Annotated in this window: 23 protein-coding genes, 5 tRNA genes and 1 pseudogene; 12 read left to right on the forward strand and 17 right to left on the reverse strand. The window is 48.9% G+C overall.

Translation table 11 applies throughout. The features are described from left to right. Window positions 1-287: 287 nt before the first annotated feature. The 10 genes from C6Y40_RS16320 to C6Y40_RS16365 all read right to left on the reverse strand — a co-directional run bounded on the left by C6Y40_RS16320 (window position 288) and on the right by C6Y40_RS16365 (window position 6,329). On the reverse strand, window positions 288-1,322 hold the full coding sequence (locus tag C6Y40_RS16320) for an IS110 family RNA-guided transposase (RefSeq protein ID WP_105933601.1): 1,035 nt from the start codon (window positions 1,320-1,322) through the stop codon (window positions 288-290). Between the two features lie 418 nt (window positions 1,323-1,740). Then, window positions 1,741-2,553 carry a CE1 family esterase gene (locus C6Y40_RS16325; RefSeq protein ID WP_170308519.1) on the reverse strand — a complete coding sequence of 271 codons (813 nt, stop codon included), beginning with the start codon at window positions 2,551-2,553 and terminating at the stop codon, window positions 1,741-1,743. A 197-nt stretch (window positions 2,554-2,750) separates the two neighbouring features. Continuing rightward, window positions 2,751-2,826 (reverse strand) — tRNA-Gln (locus tag C6Y40_RS16330). Between the two features lie 44 nt (window positions 2,827-2,870). Then, window positions 2,871-2,946, reverse strand: a tRNA-Gln gene (locus C6Y40_RS16335). Between the two features lie 2 nt (window positions 2,947-2,948). Beyond that, window positions 2,949-3,033 (reverse strand) — tRNA-Leu (locus C6Y40_RS16340). A gap of 46 nt (window positions 3,034-3,079) precedes the next feature. Beyond that, window positions 3,080-3,156, reverse strand: a tRNA-Met gene (locus C6Y40_RS16345). 262 nt (window positions 3,157-3,418) lie between these two features. After that, the gene (gene ychF, locus C6Y40_RS16350) at window positions 3,419-4,510 is read right to left on the reverse strand and encodes a redox-regulated ATPase YchF (protein ID WP_105935485.1); all 1,092 of its coding nucleotides are present in this window, start codon (window positions 4,508-4,510) and stop codon (window positions 3,419-3,421) included. Window positions 4,511-4,534: 24 nt separating this feature from the next. Then, window positions 4,535-5,122, reverse strand: coding sequence for an aminoacyl-tRNA hydrolase (gene pth, locus C6Y40_RS16355; protein ID WP_105935486.1), 588 nt, complete (start codon window positions 5,120-5,122; stop codon window positions 4,535-4,537). Between the two features lie 5 nt (window positions 5,123-5,127). Next, window positions 5,128-5,766 (reverse strand): 50S ribosomal protein L25/general stress protein Ctc, encoded by a 639-nt coding sequence (locus C6Y40_RS16360; protein ID WP_105935487.1) that lies wholly within the window; start codon window positions 5,764-5,766, stop codon window positions 5,128-5,130. 155 nt (window positions 5,767-5,921) lie between these two features. Then, the gene (locus C6Y40_RS16365; RefSeq protein WP_105935488.1) at window positions 5,922-6,329 is read right to left on the reverse strand and encodes a hypothetical protein; all 408 of its coding nucleotides are present in this window, start codon (window positions 6,327-6,329) and stop codon (window positions 5,922-5,924) included. A gap of 291 nt (window positions 6,330-6,620) precedes the next feature. On the opposite strand from C6Y40_RS16365, the gene C6Y40_RS16370 reads away from it, so the two are divergent. Next, entirely contained in the window at window positions 6,621-7,352 is a 732-nt protein-coding gene (locus C6Y40_RS16370; protein WP_205664792.1) for an alpha/beta fold hydrolase, read from the forward strand. Between the two features lie 3 nt (window positions 7,353-7,355). Then, complete coding sequence (locus tag C6Y40_RS25045) at window positions 7,356-7,598, forward strand: alpha/beta fold hydrolase (RefSeq protein WP_205664793.1); 243 nt, start codon at window positions 7,356-7,358, stop codon at window positions 7,596-7,598. Here the strand turns inward: C6Y40_RS25045 and C6Y40_RS16375 are convergent. From C6Y40_RS16375 to lolB, 6 genes and pseudogenes are all read right to left on the reverse strand, one after another. Continuing rightward, window positions 7,584-8,654, reverse strand: a complete 1,071-nt coding sequence (locus C6Y40_RS16375; RefSeq protein ID WP_240621988.1) for a mechanosensitive ion channel family protein — start codon at window positions 8,652-8,654, stop codon at window positions 7,584-7,586. The two genes, C6Y40_RS25045 and C6Y40_RS16375, sit on opposite strands and share 15 nt — an antisense overlap. A 63-nt stretch (window positions 8,655-8,717) precedes the next feature. Beyond that, window positions 8,718-9,125 (reverse strand): annotated as a pseudogene (locus C6Y40_RS25275) (GGDEF domain-containing protein). 165 nt (window positions 9,126-9,290) lie between these two features. Continuing rightward, window positions 9,291-10,238: a ribose-phosphate pyrophosphokinase gene (locus C6Y40_RS16390; RefSeq protein ID WP_105935492.1), complete on the reverse strand. Its 948-nt coding sequence runs from the start codon at window positions 10,236-10,238 to the stop codon at window positions 9,291-9,293. 32 nt (window positions 10,239-10,270) lie between these two features. After that, window positions 10,271-10,346 (reverse strand) — tRNA-Gln (locus C6Y40_RS16395). A gap of 20 nt (window positions 10,347-10,366) precedes the next feature. Further along, window positions 10,367-11,224: a 4-(cytidine 5'-diphospho)-2-C-methyl-D-erythritol kinase gene (ispE, locus tag C6Y40_RS16400; protein ID WP_105935493.1), complete on the reverse strand. Its 858-nt coding sequence runs from the start codon at window positions 11,222-11,224 to the stop codon at window positions 10,367-10,369. Then, on the reverse strand, window positions 11,209-11,811 hold the full coding sequence (gene lolB, locus C6Y40_RS16405) for a lipoprotein insertase outer membrane protein LolB (RefSeq protein WP_105935494.1): 603 nt from the start codon (window positions 11,809-11,811) through the stop codon (window positions 11,209-11,211). The genes ispE and lolB overlap by 16 nt, the downstream gene beginning before the upstream one ends. A 113-nt stretch (window positions 11,812-11,924) precedes the next feature. On the opposite strand from lolB, the gene hemA reads away from it, so the two are divergent. Genes hemA through kdsA form a run of 6 tightly spaced genes read left to right on the forward strand, consistent with a single transcriptional unit; the run spans window position 11,925 to window position 18,050 of the window. Further along, window positions 11,925-13,190 (forward strand): glutamyl-tRNA reductase, encoded by a 1,266-nt coding sequence (gene hemA, locus C6Y40_RS16410; protein ID WP_105935495.1) that lies wholly within the window; start codon window positions 11,925-11,927, stop codon window positions 13,188-13,190. Window positions 13,191-13,214: 24 nt separating this feature from the next. Continuing rightward, on the forward strand, window positions 13,215-14,300 hold the full coding sequence (gene prfA / locus C6Y40_RS16415; RefSeq protein ID WP_105935496.1) for a peptide chain release factor 1: 1,086 nt from the start codon (window positions 13,215-13,217) through the stop codon (window positions 14,298-14,300). A gap of 3 nt (window positions 14,301-14,303) precedes the next feature. Then, a complete protein-coding gene (gene prmC, locus C6Y40_RS16420; RefSeq protein ID WP_105935497.1) occupies window positions 14,304-15,167 on the forward strand; it encodes a peptide chain release factor N(5)-glutamine methyltransferase in 864 nt (287 codons plus the stop codon). 53 nt (window positions 15,168-15,220) lie between these two features. After that, on the forward strand, window positions 15,221-16,762 hold the full coding sequence (locus C6Y40_RS16425; protein WP_105935498.1) for a DUF3369 domain-containing protein: 1,542 nt from the start codon (window positions 15,221-15,223) through the stop codon (window positions 16,760-16,762). Between the two features lie 48 nt (window positions 16,763-16,810). Then, window positions 16,811-17,185, forward strand: a complete 375-nt coding sequence (locus C6Y40_RS16430; RefSeq protein WP_105935499.1) for a SirB2 family protein — start codon at window positions 16,811-16,813, stop codon at window positions 17,183-17,185. A gap of 13 nt (window positions 17,186-17,198) precedes the next feature. Continuing rightward, a complete protein-coding gene (kdsA, locus tag C6Y40_RS16435; RefSeq protein WP_105935500.1) occupies window positions 17,199-18,050 on the forward strand; it encodes a 3-deoxy-8-phosphooctulonate synthase in 852 nt (283 codons plus the stop codon). 72 nt (window positions 18,051-18,122) lie between these two features. Here kdsA and C6Y40_RS16440 read toward each other — a convergent pair whose 3' ends face one another. Beyond that, window positions 18,123-18,401, reverse strand: a complete 279-nt coding sequence (locus tag C6Y40_RS16440) for a hypothetical protein (RefSeq protein ID WP_105935501.1) — start codon at window positions 18,399-18,401, stop codon at window positions 18,123-18,125. A 219-nt stretch (window positions 18,402-18,620) separates the two neighbouring features. Here C6Y40_RS16440 and C6Y40_RS16445 point away from each other — a divergent pair, with 219 nt between their 5' ends. The 4 genes from C6Y40_RS16445 to rlmM are packed head-to-tail and all read left to right on the forward strand — an operon-like array spanning window position 18,621 to window position 21,628. Beyond that, the gene (locus tag C6Y40_RS16445) at window positions 18,621-19,520 is read left to right on the forward strand and encodes a transcriptional regulator GcvA (protein ID WP_105935502.1); all 900 of its coding nucleotides are present in this window, start codon (window positions 18,621-18,623) and stop codon (window positions 19,518-19,520) included. Further along, entirely contained in the window at window positions 19,513-20,142 is a 630-nt protein-coding gene (locus C6Y40_RS16450) for an alpha/beta family hydrolase (RefSeq protein WP_105935503.1), read from the forward strand. The genes C6Y40_RS16445 and C6Y40_RS16450 overlap by 8 nt, the downstream gene beginning before the upstream one ends. Next, window positions 20,139-20,543, forward strand: coding sequence for a DUF423 domain-containing protein (locus C6Y40_RS16455; RefSeq protein ID WP_105935504.1), 405 nt, complete (start codon window positions 20,139-20,141; stop codon window positions 20,541-20,543). Before C6Y40_RS16450 ends, C6Y40_RS16455 begins: the two co-directional genes overlap by 4 nt. Next, the gene (gene rlmM, locus C6Y40_RS16460; protein WP_105935505.1) at window positions 20,543-21,628 is read left to right on the forward strand and encodes a 23S rRNA (cytidine(2498)-2'-O)-methyltransferase RlmM; all 1,086 of its coding nucleotides are present in this window, start codon (window positions 20,543-20,545) and stop codon (window positions 21,626-21,628) included. Before C6Y40_RS16455 ends, rlmM begins: the two co-directional genes overlap by 1 nt. Window positions 21,629-21,741 lie beyond the last annotated feature (113 nt).

Raw genomic sequence — 21,741 nt, forward strand, 5'->3', positions numbered from 1 at the left:
TATACCATATATGGACCCTCTCCGATTGCAAGACACCGTGTTGACTAATTAACGTGATTCATTGCTGCCATATATTCGGCTTTTTAGTGAAGTCATGTGGCTTCTAGCCTTGATGGTTGTTCGCATCTTGTTGTCTCATCAATCCGGCGGCCTCGAAGGCCCTTGGTATAATCTGATTTGAACAAGATGGTTATGAACCGTTAATCATCAGTACGTTGTCTTTTGCAATGCGTTGATAGGCTTCCTGTTTTCGTTTACGTGCTTACTACTGGTTTGGGTTTGACCGGCTAAACCGCAGCTTTATTTATCTGCCCTGGCAGATAATCCTGTTGATGGTGCAGCATGGCCCAGGCCATTCTCGCCATCTTATTGGCCAGCGCGACGCAAGCTTTGTTAAAGCTCATTCGCGCTAAGCAAGCCCGACACCACTGGCTCACTTTATCGGTTTTATCACCGATATGGCGCAAGGCGGCTCTGGCACCGTTAATCATCTGGGTGCGTAAATACGTATTCCCGCGTTTGCTGATACCCAGCAATCTCGGGTTATCTCCCGTTGTATGTTGTTTGGGGACGATACCCAACCAAGCGGCTAAATGTCGACCACTATTAAAAGCCTGTCCTTGTCCAATACCTGCATATAAAGCAGTAGCAATCAGTGGCCCAATACCGGTCATGCTCATTAAGCGCTCGCATACAGGGTGGTTTTGTGCAAATGCTTTCAACTCCTTATCCATTTCCTTAATGCGCTCCCGTAACACCAACAAATCGTTGAATAAACCTTGAAACAGTTGGCGAGCTAGCATACTCAATCCATTATCAGCCTCTTCCAAGGTGAAAGGTAATTCTTTCACCACGGTCGCTACGCCCCGTGCATACACAATACCGTATTCAGCCAACGAGCCTCTTATCTGATTACTCAACGCTGTTTGCTGCGCTATCATACGCTCTCGAATACGATGCATGAGCTGAATATCTTGTTGTTCCTGAGACTTAAACGGCACAAATCGCATCCCTTCACGCTGTGAGGCCTCGGCTATCGCCTCTGCATCATTGTAATCGTGTTTATTGCCTTTTCGGTATGCCACAACATATTGCGGCGCGATGGCTTTGACTTCATGCCCCGCTTTTGTCAGCTCACGACACCAATAATGGCAACTGCCACAGGCTTCCATCACCACGATACTTGGCTCCAGTTGGCTAAAATAGGACAGCACCTGATAACGCTTTAACTTCTTCTTTTTGAGTACTCTGCCGGACTGATTCATAACAACTAAATGAAAAACAGACTTGGCGATATCTAAACCTATTGTTACCTTATTCATGTGACCTTCTCCTTCTTGATAGTGATTCAACAACTCTATCTTGGCTCATTTGAAGCCTTTATGGGAGGAGAGGGTCCATACCATTAATCCGCATAGAAGTTTGCCCTCTCAGAGTGAGACAAAACGACTTAGATCACGACGCGTTCTCTGTGGCATAGTTATTCTATGTCCAGAGGGCGCAACACAGATGTAAGTCGTTTTGGCCACTCCCTTTGGGCACGGCTGTCAGGCTTTCTGGCGTTGTTACGCTTGCTTGATTTGCAACCACCAAACCTGTGCAACCAAGCCTAGCCAGAAAGCCTGACAGTCATGCTGAGTGGGCAAACTTCTATGCGGATTGGTATTAGTGTGCCGGTCTGAGTTGGGACTGTAAAGCAAAAAACACAGTTTGCCCGGCACAATAGCATTTTTGAGTTTATTACTGGCGCTGATATTGCTTTAAAAATGCCCAGATGATATCGGACATGGGCAGGTCATCGGTACTGCCAAGACCATACTTTGCCAGGAGGTCCGCTTTAGGGCTGCCGGGCCAGGTATGACCTGCCTGTTCAGAGCGATAAAAAATCACCGCGACGTCGTCACGGCAGTCAGACCAGACGGTTTTGGTAACGCCTGGGCGAATAGCGGAGGTCGTGCGGTTCTCACAGCCATTAAACGCAACCCAATCCTGAATGGCTGGCTCTACCCCTTCGTGCCAGTACCGCGGTGAATCGGCCTGATGCTGATAATGATTCACCGGATCCTGAGTGCCGTGGTAAGTGAGTACCGGCATGGCCTTAGCCGGCGCACAGTTATCCGCAAAGCGTACACCTGCAATGGGGGCGATGGCGGCAAAGGTGTCTGCCAGATCGCAGGCCAGGCGGCTGCTCATGCGCGCGCCACCAGAAAAGCCGGTAGCATAAATACGAGCGGTATCGATAGGGTAGTGCTGCGCCAGATGAGCAAAAAGCCCTTTAATGAACGCCACGTCATTATACGGGCTATCAAGTTGCTCAACATTCCAGGTGTGACGACCACCAGTCTCATAGCTGAATTCTGCCTTGGGCGCGACAACGATAAACTTATGCTGTTCTGCCAAGCTTTCCAGTTCATTCAGCTCGGTAATCTGCTCTGGAGTGGAACCGGTGCCGTGAAAATTAAACACTAAAGGGTATTCAACACCCTCCTTAATGCCATCTGGCAAAAACAGGCGCCAGCTACGTGACTGTCCATCGAGCTCTGCGGTTTGCATTACAGGCGCTGAAATAACCTCAGAGGCAATTAAAAACAGCAGGGGGGATAGTAGTTTAATAAGTTTTGCAGACAGGTTGTCAGGCATTGCAAAAGACATCGTAATGAGGTGATGACAAAAATGTACCACAAGCAAGTGGCAAATCGTGAGAAGTCTGAAAACAAAAACGCCAGTCGTAAGACTGGCGTTCTGTAATATGGCTGGGGTAGCAGGACTCGAACCTACGGATGGCGGGATCAAAACCCGCTGCCTTACCAACTTGGCTATACCCCAATCAACTGGGTGTTAGCTGATATTGCATCAACTTAACGAAATAATGGCTGGGGTAGCAGGACTCGAACCTACGGATGGCGGGATCAAAACCCGCTGCCTTACCAACTTGGCTATACCCCAAATGGTGCGGAAGGAGAGACTTGAACTCTCACGCCGTGAAGCACTGGAACCTAAATCCAGCGTGTCTACCAATTCCACCACTTCCGCGCAGTGTCTCGCACAATAAAAAACCCATGGACTGGGTTTGCGAGAATGGTGGCTACGGCGAGATTCGAACTTGCGACCCCATCATTATGAGTGATGTGCTCTAACCAACTGAGCTACGTAGCCTCCGATTGTTTACTTCCCTCTCAGGAAGAGGCGCGTATTATGCGTATATGGCGTTGGGTCGTCAACCCCTTTTTTAACACATTTGTTCAACTGCCTAATATCTGTGCGCCAGCGCTTGAAATTCAGTCAAAACCGGCTCAGAAGGCGCTATTTTAACCTTATTCAGGAGAATTCAAAGCGCATTATTTCTTTTAATCAGGCAATAAAAAAGCCCTCGTCAGTGAGAGCTTTTTAAAATTTTCTGGCTTAAGACCGCTAATTTTTACACATTGAAGCGGAAGTGGATAACATCGCCGTCTTTAACGATGTAGTCTTTGCCTTCCAAACGCCATTTACCAGCGTCTTTGGCTCCTTGTTCACCGTTAAACTCCACAAAGTGGTCGTAGCCAACGATTTCAGCGCGGATAAAGCCTTTTTCGAAGTCGGTGTGGATCTTACCGGCTGCCTGCGGTGCCGTTGAGCCTTCAGGGAAGGTCCAGGCACGCACTTCTTTTACCCCGGCGGTAAAATAGGTTTGCAGCGTCAGCAGGTTGTAACCAGCTCGGATAACGCGGTTAAGTCCTGGCTCTTCCAGGCCCATGTCGGCCATAAACTCTTCGCGGTCTTCATCGTCCAACTCGGCGATGTCAGACTCAATCGCCGCACATACGGCAACTACCACGGCATTCTCGCCTACTGCAATGGCGCGCACTTCATCGAGGTACGGATTGTTTTCAAAGCCGTCTTCGTTGACGTTAGCGATGTACATGGTTGGCTTTAGGGTAAGCATGTTCATGTAGCTGATGGCAGCCAGCTCTTCCTTGCTAAGCTCCAGTGAGCGTAACAGGTTGCCTTCGTCCAGTGTGGGTTTAATTTTTTCCAGCACTTTCAATTCGAACTTGGCATCCGCATCACCGCCTTTGGCGCGTTTGGCTACACGGTGAATGGCTTTCTCGGTGGTTTCCAGGTCAGCCAGTGCCAGTTCGGTATTAATGATATCAATATCGTCTTTAGGGCTCACTTTGCCAGCAACGTGAACAATGTTTTCATTGTCAAAACAGCGTACTACGTGGCCGATAGCGTCGGTTTCACGGATATTCGCCAGGAATTTGTTACCCAGACCTTCCCCCTTGGAAGCACCTTCTACCAGTCCTGCAATGTCCACGAATTCCATGGTGGTAGGGATCACGCGCTGAGGATTAACGATTTCTGCCAGCTTGTCTAAGCGCAGATCCGGCACCGGTACCACACCGGTATTGGGTTCAATGGTACAGAACGGAAAGTTTGCAGCCTCGATACCCGCTTTGGTTAATGCATTGAATAGCGTTGACTTACCGACGTTCGGCAGGCCGACAATGCCACATTTAAATCCCATAATGGAGCCCTTGAAAATTTGAAGTTAATTATCTGCTTTAAAACTATGAAGGCGATTTTGCGCCATTTTCAAATCGTTTTTAAGTAAAATTTCGGTGCAGCGTACTGCTTCATCGATCGCTTGTTCTATTGCTTCTCTTTCCTGCTGCGCGGGCTTACCCAGTACATGGCCGGTGACCTTGCTTTTATGGCCCGGATGGCCAATGCCAATACGCAAGCGTAAAAAGTCACGGTTGTTACCCATCCTCGAGACAATATCGCGAATACCGTTCTGGCTTGAGCTGCCGCCTATTTTAAACTTGGCAACACCAGGAGGTAAATCCAGCTCATCGAAAGCAACCAGCATTTGTGAGGGCTCAATACGATAAAAATTAGCCAGTGCGGCAACAGATTGCCCGCTTTTGTTCATAAATGTGGTGGGGTAGAGCAAACGGATGTCCTGACCAGCAATGGTAATTCGGGCGGTTTTGCCAAAGAATTTGCTTTCAGGAGAAAGAGAGGTGTTAAACGTCGATGCGAGTTCTTGTAAAAACCACGCTCCCGCATTGTGGCGTGTTTGTTCGTATTCGGGGCCTGGATTACCCAGGCCCACAATAAGACGAATGTCTTCCAAGGGAATTATTCCTCAGTAGCGTCGTCTTCTTCACCTTCTGCTTCGTCAGCGGCTGGCGCTTTTGGCGCTGGCTTGATAGTTACCACAGCAAGGTCATGTGCTTCGTCTTCTTTAGCCAGTTCAACAGAAGAAACGCCTGCTGGCAGAGTCAGATCTGACAGGTGCAGGGTTTGCTCCATTTCAACGTTAGCCATGTCTACTTCGATAAACTCAGGCAGGTCTTTAGGCAGACAAGTAATTTCAACTTCGTTTACAAGGTGTTCAGCAATACCACCGTCTTTAATGGCCTGGCATTTCTCTTCGTTGATGAAGTGGATTGGAACAGACGTGTGTACTTCCTGACCAGCGATTACACGTTGGAAATCCAGGTGAGTAATCTTAGGCTTGAACGGGTGACGTTGTACGTCTTTCAGCAGCGCTTCAACTTTCTTACCACCGATGTTCAGGGTCAGAACGTGTGAGTAGAACGCTTCGAAATCAGCCGCGTTGATCACTTTGTTGTGGTCAAGCGTTAAAGAAACAGGCGCTTCTTCGCCACCGTAAAGGATCGCAGGCACTTTGTCAGCATGACGAAGGCGGCGGCTCGCACCTTTCCCCAGGTCAGTACGGACTTCTGCATCCAGATTAAAAATTGCATCAGACATCAGATGTCTCCAAATAAAAATAATTGATGTTTACAGATTTTTGCGACCAAAATCTGCCATGAGTAGGGTAAATCAGCCAGATTTGGCTTAAATAATACCCGGCCCTAAATTAAAAGGCGGCGAATTCTACCACCCGATGCCTGAAGATACAAACCTCAAAGGGATTTTAATTTGCGCGGGCCGGACTCGGGCGGCCTGGCATGGCGATCATCCAGCACCTTCACGGCATCTACCTCGAGTAAGTCACCAAACTGGGTGGTGGTAATGATATCCTTATTCACACTACCGGTGATTTCTACTACCAGTCCGTCGAGGCGATAGGCCTCGGGTAAATGGCGCAGAGTGTAGCGTTTATTATCGGTACTGATAAACGCAAAAAAGCCGCCTTCAAAAGTTTTGTACACGATGGTGCCGGTATATACCGCTGAAGCCGCGCTGGTCGCGGGCTTATTATTCTGGCTCACTGGGTCCTGGTTCACTGGCGAAGACTCCTTACTGTCGGCACAGGCAGTCAGCCCGCATATCATGGCTATGGTTAAGATTAATGCACGGAAAGTGCCCATTGATTATTTCCTTCTCAAGTTAACGCCTGATAATACCAGTATGCAAGCCATAGTCTGAACGGGCAATGAATTCCTGGGTAAAGACCGCCGCTTGCGGCTGAGCCTGGCAAATCCGCAATATACAGCAGAATTCAGGCCCTGTTCGCGACCATTATGTTAGAACAGGTTACTCATTGGGCTGCGCAGCGATGAGCGGTTTACTCTGGCTGCCAGCACCGATTTGCAATTGTCAGACACAATAAGGAAGACAAGATGCACTTTTCTTATTAGCTTATTGTACTATTTACCCTAGTGGCTAGCCTGCTTTCCCCGGTTCATGCGGCAGTCAGGAGCGACGCTATTGAACCTTACAATGCCACGCTCGACAATTTTGATTACCCTTTTGATGTAGGTAGGTTTACCTTCGAAAGCCAGGACCAAACGCTTTCGTTGGCTTATATGGATGTCAAACCACAAGGCGCTCCAAAAGCTACGGTAGTGCTGTTACACGGCAAGAATTTTTCAGGGTTTTATTGGGAGCGTGTTGCCAGCGAATTAGTGGATATGTCATTCCGGGTGATCATTCCCGATCAAATCGGCTTTGGTAAGTCAGGCAGACCTGAACATTACCAGTATACGTTTGCCGGGTTAGCCAATAACACCAGACAGTTGCTTGAGCACCTTGAGGTTGAGCAAGCGACAATGGTTGGTCACTCCATGGGTGGGATGCTGGCGGTAAAGTTCGCTAAGTATGTAAAAGATAAAACCGCGCGGCTTATTTTAATTAACCCCATCGGGCTGGAAGATTATTTAAATTGGGTGGATTACCAGGACCCGCAGGTGTTTCTGGCCAATGAACTTAACAAAACGCCTGAGAGCATTCGCCGCTATCAACAGAAAAATTATTACGATGGCAAGTGGCGGCCAGCTTATCAGGCGTTGCTTGAACCCCATATTGGCCAGTTAAAACACCCAGATTACCCGCGCGTTGCGAAGAATAATGCGCTGACATATAACCCCATTTTCAGCGAGTCTATTGTGTAAGATTTGCCGCAGCTAACGGTACCGGTGACCCTTATTATTGGTACCCGCGATCGCACCGGCCCTGGCCGTGCCTTTAAGAAGCCAGGCGGGACGTACAAACTCGGGCAGTATCAGGTTTTGGGCAAAGAGGTTGCCGATACCCTGCAACAAGGCAACCTTATCGAACTGGATGGGTTAGGACACATGCCTCAGTTTGAGAACTGGCAACGGTTTAAGGCGGTCTTTTTTCCATTATTTGCTGGCTAGTTTTTGCTCGGCAGGAGCCGGGCTTCCTTCTTGTTTGGGCTGAGTGTTATTCAGCTCGTCAAGTTTCATTCTGGTAAACTCTAACTGTTCTTTTAACAGATTTTTGTCTTCACCATTGGCATCCTTTAATGCTGCTTGCAGTGCAGCCAGTTGTTCTTCCAGAGCAACTCTATCCTGATGAACGGCTTCTGCTTCTTCTGCTTTATCAAAAATAACCGCTTCAGGGCGATTGTCTTCATGATTGGCGAACTTTGTTTTACGCGGTGCAGCGGGGATCATCACGCTACCCGGTTCCTGTGGTCGGGTATTGGTGAAGGCCGGGGAGACTATTTCGATACCAGCCTGATGTAAACTGTCTAATACTGCTTTATGCAATTTTGAACGCGCGCTGAGCATGCTTTTTACATCTGTTAGCAACCCGGCGATGCGATACGACACGGAATAGTCGCCCAATCCGATGACCTGGACAAAACTGTCTTCCAAACCGCAGTTACTGGCTGCTGATAACAAGTGTTTTTCTATTTTAGAATGGTGAATCTCATAGCCCAGACTTAGTTCAACAGAGATAATCGCGCCTGACGAGCGAACGACAGTTAGCGGACTATTAACCAGTACAGAATTAGCAAAGGAAATGAGTTCTCGGGTTTCCGTTTGAATTTCGGTGTCCAGCAAGCCCATTTCGGCAACCCGGCCAGAGAATCCATTGACCCTGACAAAGTCACCAATTCTAAAGGGTTTATTGAAACGTAACACCAGTCCCGCCATGACGTTGGTCATAATAGAAGTGGAAGAGAATGCCACCATACCTGAGAGTAATATACCGATCAGGGCGAGGATTTGATTCTGAATGGCTTCACTGACTGGTAATGTTAGTACGATTGCTATAATGCCAACAATGTTGGCTACCAGCATGGTGAGTTGGCGGGGGAGCTTTTTTTCACCGCTCAGATGTGAATGGCGCTTTAATAACAGCCAGTTTAGTAAAGATAGAAAAAGCGTTACTAAAACCAGGCTGACCAACAGAGGCCAGAACAGGGTGAATAAATTGGGCTGCAAACAAATGTCTCTTTTACGGTGGGTGTTTGCACCACATTAGCGGTTTATAATCTGCTGTGCAACTCAGCGGACGCTGGGAACAGCACTGATGATGACTACCCGGTTTCGGCCATCATGTTTGGCCTTATAAAGGGCGTCATCAGCTTCTTTGAGAATCATTGCCGGGTCAGTGTCTGGTGTTGGAATAACGCAATAAGCACCAATGCTGATGGTGTAGCGTATTTGTTAGTCACGGTATTTCACCACCTCGGCCTCAGCACTGGTAAGAATAGACTCGGCAAGGCTGGCTATATGGCCTGCGGTTTCATTGCAAACCAACAAACAAAATTCTTCACCGCCTACCCGGGCTGGCAGGTCGCTGGCGCGTCCACTGACTCGCTGGATCAGTGCAGAAAGTGACCGGATCACACGATCGCCTGCCTGATGCCCCAGGCTATCATTGACTTTTTTGAAGTGATCAATATCCATCATTAGTCAGCCAATTAGTGAATGACTACGTAAATGCCATGTAAGAAAGAGAGCGGTTAACCACCATACCTTAACTATAGCAATCGCTCACAGTTTTGCCTGAACGGGGCAAAATTCAGCCAATAAAAAAGCCAGCATAGCTGGCTTTCAGAGGATAAATGGTGATGCTTAGTATTCGAACATTGCCGAGATCGACTCTTCATTGCTGATCCGACGAATGGTTTCAGCAAGCATCTCAGAAAGGGTAAGTTGTTTTACCTTACCAATTGAAGCCATGTCAGCACTCAGTGGAATACTGTCAGTGACAATAATCTCATCAATTACAGACTCTTTAAGATTATTGGCCGCATTACCAGAGAAAATAGCATGGGTGGCATAAGCATACACTTTACGGGCACCGTGGGCTTTCAGCGCTTCCGCCGCTTTGGCCAGGGTACCGCCGGTGTCAATCATGTCATCAACGATAATACAGTCGCGGTCTTTTACATCACCGATAATGTTCATTACCTGGGCAACGTTGGCTTTCGGACGACGTTTGTCGATGATAGCCAGATCGGTATCGTTAAGTAATTTTGCCGTAGCGCGCGCCCTTACTACACCACCAATGTCTGGCGACACTACAATAGGCTCTACGAAGTCGCGCTGAAACATATCGTTCAGCAGGATTGGCGTACCAAATGCGTTGTCTACCGGGACATCGAAGAATCCCTGGATTTGCTCGGCGTGCAGGTCGATGGTCAGTACCCGGTCAACGCCCACGTTTGACAGAAAATCTGCAACCACTTTAGCCGTAATCGGTACACGAGCTGAACGCACACGGCGATCCTGACGGGCATAACCAAAGTACGGGATAACCGCAGTGATGCGGCCGGCGGATGCGCGACGCAGGGCGTCAATCATCACGATCAGTTCCATCAGGTTATCATTAGTGGGTGCACAGGTAGACTGGACAATAAAAACGTCCGAGCCACGGACGTTTTCATGAATTTCTACTGCGATCTCGCCGTCGCTAAAACGGCCGACGGTGGCATTTCCAAGCTTGGTGTAGAGGCGATTGGCAACTTTCTGGGCTAGTTCAGGAACAGCGTTACCTGCAAAGAGCTTCATGTCTGGCACAAGTGTTTCCTCAGTGCATTTTAAGTAGGAGGTGGCTGGGGTAGCAGGACTCGAACCTACGGATGGCGGGATCAAAACCCGCTGCCTTACCAACTTGGCTATACCCCATCAATGTAAGTCGTTCTGGCTCAGGACATCTCTTGTAATTTTAATTGTAACGGTGAGGTATTTACGCCTTTGGCAACAAATCCGTGCCAGTTTTCAGGAAGCGCTTGCTGCACTGCCTTTGCCTGATCCGGGTCACTAAATGTAGCAAATACGCACGCGCCTGTGCCTGTCATCCTCGACGGTGCGTAGTGTAACAACCACTGTAATAATTTTGCAACTTCCGGTTGGCTTTTACAGACAATTTTCTGACAATCATTTTGCGTTGCATCAAAAGTATAATGTTGCCAGTCAATGGGGGTTGTATTACGTGGTAAGTCAGGGTGTGAAAACACCTCTGCAGTACTGATGTTTACCCCGGGGAACACCACCAGATACCAGCTTTCATCGAGGCTGACAGGGTGGATCTGCTCGCCGACACCTTCAGCAAAGGCGGTTTTGCCGTGTACAAAAATCGGTACATCTGCGCCCAGTTCTAACCCGAGTTGCGCCAGCGTCTCGGTGGACAGACCACACTGCCAGTAATAATTTAACGCCACTAATGTGGTGGCCGCATTCGACGAACCGCCGCCAATCCCACCGCCCATAGGTAACTGTTTTTCAATATAAATGTCGCAGCCTTGCGGGGTGTTTACGTGGCTTTGCAATAACCTGGCAGCCCGGTAGATCAAATTATCTTCGGTATTAACTCCGGAAATGGCGGTAGCCAGGCGGATGTCACCACTATCATTGGGAATAAAAGCCAGAGAGTCACCTACATCGAGCATTTGAAACAACGACTGCAACAGGTGATAGCCTTTATCATTGCGCCCAGTGATGTGCAAAAACAGGTTTAGTTTGGCCGGGCTCGGCCACCAGTCGAGACTTACTTGAGTGTCCATTGCGATATTCTTATCTTTATCCACTGCTCAGGCTGAGCTGTGTTAGTCAGTTTGATATTGTGCGGCAGGAAAACATCGTCTACCTGCCCGTACTGAGCGTAATCCACCTGCCAGCCAGCACACTGTCGACAGCCTGGCATGAGCTGTTTGAGCAAACCGTTATCGTTCAGGGTGTAGTCGTCACCGGCTCGGGGCACGCCCTTCACCCAACTCAGCAGCTGATCAAGCGGTATGTCCCAGCCGGTAGTCTGATAGAGCAGGGCCGTGGCCGATGGGTCGGTATACACTTCGTCGTCTGCTTCCAGGCGTGCGCCGTCTACTGTTTGTTCCATATCCACCAGGGTAACGCCAAGAAAGTTACTTAGCCTGAAGGTAAACAGCGGATCGCTGACCTGCCAGCGAAGATTGGCACTCACGGATTTTTCCGGCTCTCTGAGCGCCAGTTTACCGTTAATATTCCACTTTTTAATGGCGTCGAGTTTTATCAGCTGAGCCGGTAAATTTATCTGGCCTTGTGGCGCCTGAGGTCGTGTGGCACAGGCACTGAGGAAGAGGACGAACAGAACAATGAATACCTGACGAAACACGGGCTAACCTATAAAATCTATTAAGGCGATAGTTGAACATAGAACTATCGACACTTTCAATCATTTTGGCTTTTTCGTACAATGCCGCTCCATTGTAGCCGTAAACGAACCCCATGACCCTGATTGCCCTCGGAATTAACCACAAAACTGCTCCGGTAGAGTTGCGCGAAAAAGTTGCGTTTACGCCGGATTCGCTGGTTGAGGCGTTGTCGTCATTAAAGCACCTGAACGGCGTGGATGAGTCGGTAATTGTTTCTACCTGTAATCGTACTGAAGTCTACGTATCCAGTGAGACCAGCTGTGCAGATCAACTGATTGAATGGCTGGCTGAGTTCCATAATGTCGATGCCAGGCAGCTAAGTGCCAACGCGTACATTTACGAGCAGGCCGCAGCCATTGAACATGTGATGAAAGTGGCCAGCGGCCTGGATTCACTGGTGCTCGGCGAACCGCAAATTCTGGGGCAAATCAAACAGGCTTATAATAATGCCAAGCATTCCGGCATGGTAAACACCCAGTTTGATAAGCTGTTTCAGCATACCTTTGCTGTGGCCAAGCGGGTAAGAACCGATACTGAGATTGGTGCCAATGCGGTGTCGGTAGCTTTTGCTGCCGTGCAACTGGCAAAGCACATATTTGCCCGTTTACCTGAGCGCTCGGTATTACTGGTGGGGGCCGGAGAAACCATCGAACTGGTAGCTCAGCATCTTAAGGAACAAGGGGTACAAAAACTCGCCGTAGCAAACCGTACCCGTGCTCGCGCAGAAACACTTGCGGCCAGCTTGGGAGCTGATGTGATGACCCTTAGCCAGTTGCCACAAACCCTGCACCGATTTGATATTGTTATCAGTTCTACTGCCAGTCAGCTCCCTCTTATCGGTAAAGGCATGGTGGAAGACGCGCTTAAACAAAGGCGCAACCTGCCCATGTTTATGGTCGACCTTGCTGTACCTAGGGATATCGAAGCCCAGGTCAACGAATTGGGCGACGCCTACTTATATACGGTGGATGATTTGCAGCACATAGTGCAACAAAACATGGCATCCCGTGAGCAGGCTGCCGAAGAAGCTGTTAAAATCATCCAGCAGCAGGTTATGAGCTATCTGCAATGGCAGCAGTCGCGTCAGACCGTAGATTTGGTAAAGCAGTACCGCGATCGTGGCAACCTGCAGCGTCAGGAACTGGTCGATAAAGCCCTTAAGCAGTTGCAGGAAGGCAAAGCGGCCGAAGCCGTGGTGGAAGAGCTGGCCTACAAATTAACCAATAATTTATTACATGCGCCCACTCGCGCGTTGCGTGATGCATCAACACAGGTTGATCAACGCACCACTAAGTGGTTGAGCCGCGTGTTTGAACTGGACAGTGACGAGTCCAGGTAATCTGTATTTTATTTCAGGAAAAGTATGAAAGAATCCGTTGTCATTAAGTTGGAAAATCTGGTTGAACGTTTTGCCGAGGTGCAGGCGCTGTTGAGCGATCCCGGCGTCATCGGCGATCAGGACAAATTCCGCGCTTTGTCGAAAGAATTTAGCCAGTTAGAAGACGTGGTAGCGGGTTTCAACGCTTATAAACAGGCAGAAGAGGATTTAGCCTCCGCCGAAGAAATGATGGCTGAAGACGACGCAGAAATGCGCGAAATGGCGCAGGAAGAGATGAAAACAGCCAAGCAGGAAATCGAACGCCTTGAGGCGGAGCTGCAAATCCTGCTGTTACCGCGCGATCCTAACGACGATCGCAATTGCTTTCTGGAAATCCGCGCCGGAGCGGGTGGTGATGAAGCGGCCATTTTTGCCGGCGACCTATTCCGTATGTACAGTCGCTATGCAGAAGCCAAAGGCTGGCGCCTTGAGATGATCAGTGCTAACGAAGGTGAGCATGGTGGTTTTAAAGAAGTGATTGCCAACGTAACCGGCGATGGCGCATACGGCGTGATGAAGTTTGAGTCTGGCGGCCACCGTGTTCAGCGTGTGCCGGAAACCGAATCTCAGGGCAGGGTGCATACCTCAGCCTGTACTGTCGCGGTATTACCTGAAATCCCTGAATCTGAAGCCATCGAAATTAACCCGGCAGACCTGCGTATTGATACCTTCCGCGCCTCAGGTGCTGGTGGTCAGCACGTTAACAAAACCGACTCTGCCATTCGAATCACTCACTTGCCTTCAGGCGTAGTGGTAGAGTGCCAGGATGAGCGCTCGCAGCATAAAAACCGCGCCAAGGCGATGTCGGTATTGTCGGCCCGCTTAAACCAGATTGAAGAAGATAAACGAGCGGCAGAAGAAGCCTCTACCCGCCGTAATCTGGTAGGTAGTGGCGACCGCTCAGAGCGGATCCGCACTTATAACTTTCCTCAGGGCAGGGTAACAGATCACCGGATTAACCTTACGCTTTATCGTCTTGATGAAGTGATTGAAGGCAATCTTGGCCTGCTGCTAGAACCTATTCGTCAGGAACATCAGGCTGATCTGCTGGCCTCGCTGGCCGACGATTAACCCGTGGATTGTGAGGATAGCGATGCTGTAACAATTGCTCAGGCGCTGGCCTGGGCATCGGCAGAGCTGCAAGATGGTGAGTCACCTGCGGTAGATAGCCGGGTTTTGCTTTGTGCTGTGCTCGATTGTGAGCGTACTTACCTGTTCACCTGGCCTGATAAAGCCCTGTCAGAGGCACAATATACACGTTTCAAAAACCTTATTGCTAAGCGCCGTGAAGGATATCCTGTGGCTTACCTTACCGGCACCCGGGATTTCTGGTCTCTGACCCTCAATGTTAATGAAAGTACGCTGATCCCGCGCCCTGAAACTGAACTGTTGGTTGAAACCGCACTGGCGCTTGAGCTGCCCGAATCTGCCTGCGTGTGCGATCTTGGCACCGGTACCGGTGCGATCGCGCTGGCACTAAAAACGGAGCAACCTGCCTGGCAGGTTACCGGGGTAGACCGCATCGCCGAAGCTCTCGAGCTGGCGGCGGCTAATGCACAGCTTAACGGACAACTTGAGGTGAACTGGCTGCTCAGTCACTGGTTTGCCGAGCTTCCGACAGACAGTCGGTTTGACCTGATTGTTACCAATCCTCCGTATGTAGAGTCGGACAGTGAGTACCTGCAACAGGGTGATGTGCGTTTTGAGCCGGTTTCCGCTCTTACCGCCGGTGCGGACGGCCTGGAAGATATCCGCGAGATTATTCAGTCTGCCCCCGATTTTTTAAGCCCGGATAGTTGGTTGTTAATAGAACACGGGTATACTCAGCATGAATCGATAAAAACGCTCTTTGCAGAGAGAGGATTTAGCGCTTGCCGGGGCATCAACGATCTTAACGGGTTGCCAAGAATTACCCTGGCTCAGTGGCATAAATCCTAGCTTGTACATAAGCTTAAGGGAAACGTAATTCTCACACAGGATGGAAATGCAGAATGAACGATGACGAGTTTTTATTTGTCGCCGATGATGACGAACCTGAGTCGAACGAAATAGGCTATTGGAAAGTTCTGATTGTTGATGATGAACCTGAAGTTCATGCCATCACTAAGCTGGCACTTAATGACTTTACGCTAAACGGCCGCGCACTGACCTTTATGAGTGCCTTTGATGGCGAAGAAGCCAAGCGTGTTTTGCGTGAGCACAGCGATATTGCGGTGGTGCTGCTCGATGTGGTGATGGAGTCTGACGACGCAGGTCTGAAAGTTGCTGATTATATTCGCAATGATCTGGAAAACCATTTTACCCGAATCATTTTGCGTACCGGCCAGCCAGGCCAGGCACCGGAAAAAGATGTCATTATTAATTACGACATCAACGATTATAAGTCAAAAACAGAACTCACTGCGCAGAAGCTGTTTACCGTGATCATTGCCGCGCTGCGTTCTTACCGCGACATTATTGTGATTGAAGAGGCCCGTGCCGGCCTCGAGAAAATTATTGACGCCTCAGCCGATTTATTCTCGTCACGTTCTTTGGAAGGTTTTATGCGCGGCCTTATCCAGCAATTAGCCTCCATCCTGGGTGGGGCAAAAAACGCTGCTTACATTACCTCTGCCGTGGCATTGCCTAAACCGGTCAGTCAGGCCGGCGAAATGTATATTTTTGCCGGTAACGGCGAATACGCAGGTAAAGAGGGTTATCGCCTGAAAGATTCCCTTAACGAATTTGAATACCGGCTGTGTCAGGATGCACTTCGGGAGCAACAGGTGGTTTATGCCGAGGAACTTTTGGTAGCTTACTGTCGCAGTGAAAAAAATCACGGCTCATTGCTGTTTTTAACCGGCTTACCCCGCCCGGTGAACGATATTGATAAGCGCCTGGTGCAAAAATTTACCGAGAATGTGCAACTGGCGTTTGATAATCTGCTCGACAGCGCCGAGATGAATGAAACCCACCACGAGATCGTTCAGCGCTTAGGCGATGCCATGGATAGCCGAGAAACTGATGAGTACCATGCCCAGCGCTTAAATCACATGAGCGAGCTGTTTGCCCGCCTGGCAGGTATGCCCGAAGCGGAAATTCAGCAATATCTCACCGCCTTGCCGCTGCATAACGTAGGAAATTCTTTCGTACCGTATTCGTTGTTGAATAAAGACGCACCGCTAACGGATGAAGAGTTTCACCAAATCCAGAAACATGCTGAATTTGGCTACCGGATTTTTAAAGATTCCAAACGGCCGGTGATCAGACTGGCTGCACAACTGGCCCGTCATCACCACGAACGCTGGGATGGCAAGGGCTACCCTGACGGACTCGCAGGTAATGACATCAGTTTGCAAAGTCGCATGTTGGCTATTCTCGACGCCTATGATGCGTTGCGTAATAAACGCAGTTATAAGCCAGCGTGGTCGCTGGAGGAAACAGTGGAAACCCTTAAAAACGCTGCGGGCAAACAATTTGACCCGGCGTTAATCGATCTGTTCTTAAAGCATGTCGACAGGTTTGAGGGGATTCAGAATCAATACGCCGGTTAATTGCTATTTGCCGGTAATAACAACAATAAATCAAGGAGTGCTAGTTATATGTACATGATGGCAAAACACCTGCATTTAACCGCAGTGGGCTTAAGTATTTTGTTATTTGTTATCCGCTTTTTATATGGTCAGATGAATCCCGGATTTCTGCAAAAGAAATGGGTTAAGATCGTCCCCCACATTATCGATACCGTTTTATTACTGAGTGCGATTTGGCTATGCGTTATTCTCGCTCAGTATCCTTTTGTTAATGGTTGGCTGACATTCAAGGTTATTGGCGTTATTGCCTATATTGGCCTTGGCATGATGGCATTGAAGCGGGCAAAGACGCCACCACTAAAATGGGGCGCATTTCTAGCGGCGCTTGTTGTGCTGGGATTAACAGCCAAAGTCGCTGTCACCAAACAGGTGTTTTTCTTATAACCGGAAATTGTTTATGACTAAAATTAATCAGGTAACCGTGGCTGACATCCCTGTTGCCAATGACAAGCCTTTCGTTCTGTTTGGCGGAATGAACGTACTCGAATCACGTGATCTGGCGATGCAGATTGCTGAACACTACGTAGAAGTGTGCAGCAAGCTTAATATTCCTTATGTCTTTAAGGCGTCTTTCGACAAAGCCAACCGCTCGTCGGTGCACTCATATCGTGGCCCTGGCATGGAAGAAGGCCTTAAAATCTTTGAAGAAATTAAGCGTACCTTCAATGTGCCAATCATTACTGATGTGCATGAACCTTATCAGGCAGCCCCGGTGGCCGAGGTGGTGGATGTGATCCAACTTCCTGCGTTTCTTGCCCGGCAAACCGATCTGGTAGTTGCTATGGCAGAGACCGGCGCTGTTGTTAATGTTAAGAAACCACAGTTTCTTGCGCCCCATGAAATGCGTCATATCATTAAGAAATTTGGCGAAGCAGGTAACGATAAGATTATCCTCTGCGAACGTGGTAGTTGCTATGGTTATAACAACCTGGTGGTTGATATGCTGGGTATGGATGCCATGAAAGAGTATGCACCGGTTATCTTTGATGCGACCCATGCGTTGCAGAAGCCGGGCGGCAGAGAGACTTCGGCAGATGGCAGACGGGCTCAGGCAGCGCAATTAGCGCGCAGTGGTATGGCTTTGGGTCTGGCCGGACTGTTCATTGAAGCACACCCGAATCCGGATGAGGCCAAATGTGACGGCCCTTGTGCGTTGCCGTTATCGAAATTAGAGGGATATCTTGAGCAAATGAAAGCGGTAGATGAGCTGGTTAAACAGTTTGCGCCGTTGGATACCAGTGCTCAGTAAGCAATGAATGAAGACCTGAAATGCCGCGCAGAGAAACTCTGCGCGGCATTTGCCAGGTGTGAAGGCCAGGAGTTACTCAGTGCGAGTATTTGCTTCCTGGTTGGGCAGCAGATTGCTTTCGCGAGCGATAAGCAGAGCGCCGTTAGTTTTTGAGTGTTGTTGAAGGGTTTTGTTAACCTGATTAATAATGCTCGATTCTATGTTGAGCACGGGTTGATCAATACTGATCTCAACCGACACCATGGCAGTGTTAACAGGCTGTAATTGAGTTGCCTGAAGTTCGTTTGCTAAAGTGGTAACTGACCAGCCCATAGTGGCCAGCATAAAGACTGCTGTAAGTTGTTTTTTCATATTCACACCTAAATAAATTAATAAAGTTGGTTGTAGTAAAAATGTTAAAAATTAACATTTGAGAATTATCTTAACCTTCTGCGTTAAAAGAAGATTTTTTAAATTCCGGGTGAATAATAGACAGTTTATTCAATCCTGAAAAATGAAAAAAATTACCTTGTTTGGATTAGAAAAACTTATGAGTATTTCATTGTCCCGTCATAATAGCCGTGGTGACTGATGCAACGCCGTTTACCTCCCTTAAATGCGCTCAAAGCCTTTGAAGCCGCGGCGCGCCATTTGAGCTTTACCCGCGCGGCTGATGAGTTGTTTGTTACCCAGGCCGCTGTGAGCCATCAAATTAAGGCATTAGAAGATTTCTTATCGCTTAAATTATTCATCCGGCGCAATCGCACGTTGTTGCTTACCGAAGAAGGGCAGGCATACTTTTTAGAATTGAAAGATATTTTTAAAAACCTCCAGGATGCTACCGAGCGGCTGCTGGCCCGGGGCAGTAAAGGGGCTATCACTGTTGCCACACCACCGAGTTTTGCCAGTCAATGGCTGGTTCCCAGGATCAGTCAGTTCAGTCAGCTATTCCCGGATATCGATGTTCGTCTTAAAGCTATCGATTTTGACGAAGGCTTCCTGACAGACGATATCGATGTTGCCATTTATTATGGCCGCGGGCGTTGGAACGGTATTCAGGCAGATAAACTGCACACCGAATTTTTAACTCCGCTGTGTTCGCCGAGTTTGTTTCAGGGCAGTAAACCGCTCAAAACACTTTCGGATCTGAAGCATCATGTGCTGTTACACGATTCCAGCCGTGCTATCTGGAAAATGTGGTTACAGCACTTCAAGGTAGCTGGGGTTAACGTTAATCAGGGGCCGGTTTTCAGTCATTCCATGATGGTGATGCAGGCCGCTGCACTGGGCCAGGGGATTGCCCTGGGTAATTCTGTATTAGCCAAGCCGGAACTCGACGCCGGGCGCCTTATAATGCCCTTCGAGGAAAAACTCGAAAGCCGGGACGCCTATTATCTGGTGTATCATGAAGGGCAGGGCGACATGGGTAAGATTGCCGCATTTCGTGAATGGGTAGTGAATTTAGTCAAAGAGGAACAAGCTTTTGTCTGAGTGGTATGTCGACACGCCGGCTAAACCGGTAGCCACCGTTATTTTAGCCCACGGGGCCGGTGCAGGAGCAGAGTCAGAGTTTATGGTCGATATGGCTGCGCAACTGGCTGCACAGAATATTAATGTGGTGCGTTTTAATTTTCCGTATATGGAAATCATCAAGGAAACCGGTAAAAAGCGACCACCGGATAAAATGCCTAAGCTGGAAACCTGTTTTCATAGCGTGATCGAAAATGTGCAGGCTAAATGGGCGGATTTGCCCCTGTTTATTGGTGGCAAAAGTATGGGCGGACGGGTCGCTACTCTGATCCTGGAGCAATCTAAAGCGCTGGGTGCCATTGCACTTGGCTATCCTTTCCACCCACCGGGCAAACCAGAAAAACTGCGCACCGGACATTTACTGGCGTTAGAAAAGCCGCTGCTGATCATTCAGGGGGAACGGGATACTTTTGGCCGTCGTGATGAAGTGGAAGACTATGGTTTGTCTTCTGCGGTACAAACCGAGTTTCTGGCTGATGGCGACCACAGTTTTAAGCCGCGCAAGTCCAGCGGCCTGACTCAGGATGAGCATATTCAGAATGCCGCGAGGCTGACGGTGTCTTTTATTGAGGCGCAAAAATGAGAATGTATTTATTGATTGGTGCCTTATTAGCGTTACTCGGCGTTATGCTTGGCGCGTTTGGTGCTCATGGCCTGAAAAATATTCTGGACGCCAGCGCTCTGGCCACTTTTGAGGTAGGCGTGCGTTATCAGATGTACCATGCCCTGGCGATTTTACTGGTGGGTGGTCTGGCCGCTCAGGCCAGCCTGGTATGGCGTAAGCGCGCCGCGTTATTGTTTATCATTGGCAGTGTGTTGTTTAGCGGCAGTATTTATTTGTTGGTATTAACCGGCCAGAAATGGCTGGGGCCGGTCACGCCGCTTGGCGGTCTGTGCCTGATGCTGGGTTGGGTAGCCCTGGCGATTAGCGTGATGAAAGGCGCTGACAACAGTGCCGATACCAGGCCTGGGAGTAATGATTAATGAATGACGCACAACAAAGTATTATTGCCTATTGCCGCCCGGGTTACGAAGTGGACACCGGTAATGAGTTAACAGAGCTGGCCACGCAAAAGGCGTTATATGGTTACCCGGTATTTAAAGCCGGTGAGGGCTATATTCGCTTTCAGTTCCATGAGCCGGAACACGCTGAGCAATTTATCAATGAAGTGGCGGTCAGTGATACTATTTTCCCCCGCCAAATGTTTCTGGTTCTGGCCAGTATTGCCATTGAAGATAAATCAGATCGCATCGGGCCGGTAGTACATGCCTTGGCGCAAAGCGATATCAGCCGTTGCGGTACCTTGTTTGTGGACTATCCGGATACCGAAGAGGGCAAAGCGCTGGCTAAGTTATGCCGTAAGTTTGCGGTGCCTTTACGCCAGGCATTACGGGCCAGAGACTACCTGACCCGCAAAGAACAACTTAATTTAGCGGCATTGCACGTCTTTTTTACCTCTGGCGAGGCCTGTTACGTGGGCGTAAGTCAGGCCAAAATGCGCAGTCCTTTTGAGAACGGTATATGCCGTTTAAAGTTTCCGCCTAAAGCACCAAGCCGTTCTACTCTTAAGCTGGAAGAGGCGCTGTTAACTATGCTCAGCGCCCGTCAGCGTGAGGCAATCTGTCGTGCTGGTGCCAGAGCCGTGGATCTTGGTGCATGTCCTGGTGGCTGGACTTATCAGTTAGTATCGCGCGATATGCACGTCGAAGCAGTCGATAATGGTAAAATGGCAGATGACCTGATGGCCACTGGTCTGGTAGACTATCGCGCCGAAGACGGTTTTAAGTATCGTCCGCAGATGGGCCATGTAGAATTGCTGGTCTGCGATATGATTGAAAAACCCGACAGGGTGGCGGCGCTGATGGCGAACTGGTTAACCCGAAATTGGGCAACCCACGCAATTTTTAATTTAAAATTGCCAATGAAACGTCGCTATGAGACCGTACGCGCCGCAATAGAAGCGGTGGGATCACAATTAGCGTCAGCGAATATTAAAGCAACCATGGTTATTCGTCATCTCTATCACAACCGGGATGAAGTCACGGTTGCAGTGATCCGCGAAATTTGATTTATATTTTATTTAAAACAGTAAGTTAGGTGAAAATGGCCGAGTTTTCGCTGGATAAGTTTTAGTCTTTTTTCATAAAGGACTATAAATCCGGTATGGAAATCTTATATAAT

The organism is Marisediminitalea alba (assembly GCF_002993365.1).
Lineage (GTDB): Bacteria > Pseudomonadota > Gammaproteobacteria > Enterobacterales > Alteromonadaceae > Alteromonas > Alteromonas alba.